General features: G+C 50.4%; 5 protein-coding genes. All 5 read right to left on the bottom strand.

The genetic code is table 11. The annotated features are described in order from the left end of the window. Positions 1–698, bottom strand: a 698-nt coding sequence (locus ABSG49_RS12130; RefSeq protein WP_424026395.1) for a YncE family protein, incomplete at its 3' end; no start/stop codon positions are given. Positions 699–735: 37 nt separating this feature from the next. Further along, positions 736–1098, bottom strand: a complete 363-nt coding sequence (locus tag ABSG49_RS12125) for a hypothetical protein (RefSeq protein WP_424026394.1) — start codon at positions 1096–1098, stop codon at positions 736–738. Between the two features lie 99 nt (positions 1099–1197). Beyond that, positions 1198–1593, bottom strand: a complete 396-nt coding sequence (locus ABSG49_RS12120; protein ID WP_424026393.1) for a hypothetical protein — start codon at positions 1591–1593, stop codon at positions 1198–1200. Positions 1594–1598: 5 nt separating this feature from the next. Next, on the bottom strand, positions 1599–2105 hold the full coding sequence (locus ABSG49_RS12115) for a hypothetical protein (protein ID WP_424026392.1): 507 nt from the start codon (positions 2103–2105) through the stop codon (positions 1599–1601). Between the two features lie 91 nt (positions 2106–2196). Then, a partial coding sequence (locus ABSG49_RS12110) for a hypothetical protein (RefSeq protein WP_424026391.1) occupies positions 2197–2939 on the bottom strand: 743 nt, incomplete at its 5' end.

Below are 2939 nucleotides of genomic sequence, written 5' to 3'. Positions count from 1 at the left end.
GCAACACCATATGGATTAGTCCCGACGTTAATTGTAGCCGAAACTGTATTCGTCGATGCGTTGATTACCGATACGGAACTATTCCCATAGTTGGCAGCATAAGCATACCTCCCGGACGGATTTACTGCTATACCAATTGGATTAACCCCGACGGTTACTGTAGCAGAAACAGTGTTTGTTGTCGTATTAATTACCGATACGGAATTACTCCCATAGTTGGCAGTATAAGCATATGTCCCGGTCGGATTTACTGAAATACCATATGGATTAACCCCGACGGTTACTGTAGCAGAAACAGTGTTTGTTATCGTATTAATTACCGATACGGAATTACTCCCTCGGTTGGCAACGTAAGCATACGTCCCGGACGGATTTACTGCTATACCAACTGGATTAACCCCGACGTTAATTGTAGCCGAAACTGTATTCGTCGATGCGTTGATTACCGATACGGAACTATTCCCATAGTTGGTAGCATAAGCATACGTCCCGGACGGATTTACTGCTATACCAATTGGATTAACCCCGACGGTTACGGTAGATGAAACGATATTGGTTGTGGTATTAATTACTGATGTGGTGTTACTCCCAAAGTTGGCAACATAAGCATATACCGTACTGGTAGCACCCACCGTCCCCACTTCCGCCACCAGCACCAGCAGGGCCAGCACCAGCAGCAGATACTTCTTCTGTCTCATCGCAGCACCTCTCGCTCTCCTTTTGACTGCATGAGGATCAATACTCCCGGACGATCAGGCGGAATGTGCCGGAGGTTACACTGAATTGGAAGTTGACGGACTCCCGGGCAGTGACATAGACCTCCCCCGGTTGCTCAATGTTTGCCTGTAAAGTCGCTCCGGCAAACAATTCCACGGATGTTGGAGTACCAGCGTAGGTATATACTGCCGAAAGAACGCCCGGAACTGAGGGCGTGAACTTGAACCGCAGCAGTCCGAGCGGTTGTCTTTGACAGGTGATACTTCCCGTTTTATTAACGGTAGTTGTGGGAGTCAGAAGATTCGAGTTTGCTGTCGGAAGGCTCGTACCCCCGACTACTGTACCGGGTTCCCCAATCGGAACGTCAACAACGTCTGCCATAATCTGTTAAACATCTCCACTTGTGTTATTACAAGTTTACTTTAGTTGTAATGATACAGAAGCGGAGATAATAAAGATTCTGATGGAAAAAAAGGAGGATTACATTCCGAACGTTTTCATAGCGAGCGGAAGAAGCTGGCCGATAATGCCGGGGTTTTTGTAGACAATAGCGACTGCCACAAACACGAAGATCGTGAATACTTTGGATTTGACCTCGTATCCGATCGCCGCGCATCCGTCCCAATAATGGCCGACATCCTGCCAGAGTGGGGGGCATTCCGGGAGGTTCTCCCACATCGTTGTTCTTAGCCCTTTGACAAAGGCTTTGATACCGACATGCCGCTGGCGGGCGTTGTGGAAGGGGATATTTGAAGGCCAGTAATCCGTAAACTGATCGGGGGAGGCATAGGTATCGAAGTCTTTTCCTTCGATATCGGTTTCCTTCTGTTGAGTCAAAGGAAATCCGAATTTTCCCAGAGGTACTGCGTCTGCCATGGTGATCACGACACCGGGATCTGGCCGCCGGTTGAGACGACAATATACTCGAACCGCTGCTTGGACTGTGCGCCTGATACCTTGTCGGTCAGGATCGCGTCAACGTAATGCTCCCCGAGATCGGTAGGTGCCGGAGCAAGCAGGATCTCATTCGAGACATGAGCGCCCGAAGGCAGCGGAACGGGGATCATCCAGAGCGAGGTCGATCCGGGGAAATCCGTGTCGAACTCCATGGTCCGGGAACCGTTGATGAGCTGCGGGTTGACGAGGGGTTTCTGGAAAGCGTCGAATATGATCTTGGTGTCGATGCTCCGGTCGATCACTGCGGCAGTAAGACCATCCGCAAGCGGTTTGAACTCGACCACAAGGAAGAGTTTCTGGATCCGGATCAATGCGTTCTGGTTTATGGAACCGACAGGGACGTAATTCTGTCCGTTGTAGATGTAAAGTCCCATCGTTCCGACCGGCATCGGAAGTTTTCCGTCCGGGGGTGATGCGTAGTTATCTGACATTTTTGTACAAACCTCCTCTCTCAATTACAAGAGGGACAATAAAATAATGATAGTAAAGGATATTAGAGTTTGGGTTATTTCAGATAGTATCCTATGACTGTGATCGGGGTTCTCCACCTTCTTTAATCATTAATCCTTCCTTTTTAGCGAGTTCTTTAAGTTTATCGATCTGGTCTTCGTCCGGGATTCCGTGCATCTGGGGCTTGACCCATTCGATGAACTTCTTGGTCGCTTCGTTCTTCGCGGCCTGTACTTCTGTACCGTAAGAATACTGCGCGGCTGACAAGGCAACACCGTTCCCGCTGATCTTGATGTAATGGATCGATCCGCCAGGCATGTCCGGGGGGAGGGGCTGCGGGTTGCCGTGCTGCTCTGCCTCGTTACTGCCTTCTCCTGCGATATTGGCCGGGCGATGGTTCGCAGGTTTTCGGGTCTTTGTATTGTAATAGTAGCCTCCGCGCGGCCCGGGATATGCTGACCGACTGGCTGGTACTTCCGTGCGGTCCTTGACATAGACCTGCGCCTTGATGAACTTGTCATCTTCTCCGGTCACGACCGTATACGGGAACTCCGGAACTTCAATCTCGAAATTGGGAGGCAGGATCTTCTTGGCCTTTCCGATCGGTGCGGTCTGATGCTCTTTCTCTTCTTTTGCACCGGTGCGCTGCTCGGTATTCTCGCCACCCTGCCCGTAATCAGAGAATGAAACCGGCTGATACTGACCGTCCGGAGAGTTATACCGGCCTTCCGGTGTATTCTCGCCATCAGTCTGCCCGTCTTCGCCAGGCATCGGTTCCTGTTCGATATCCATCTCCTTATATTCGGCATCCGTGA

Origin of the sequence: Methanoregula sp., assembly GCF_049510175.1 — an archaeon.
Taxonomy (GTDB): domain Archaea; phylum Halobacteriota; class Methanomicrobia; order Methanomicrobiales; family Methanospirillaceae; genus Methanoregula.
The sequence above is the reverse complement of the archived record's forward strand: the minus strand, read 5'-3'. Positions and strand labels throughout refer to the sequence as shown.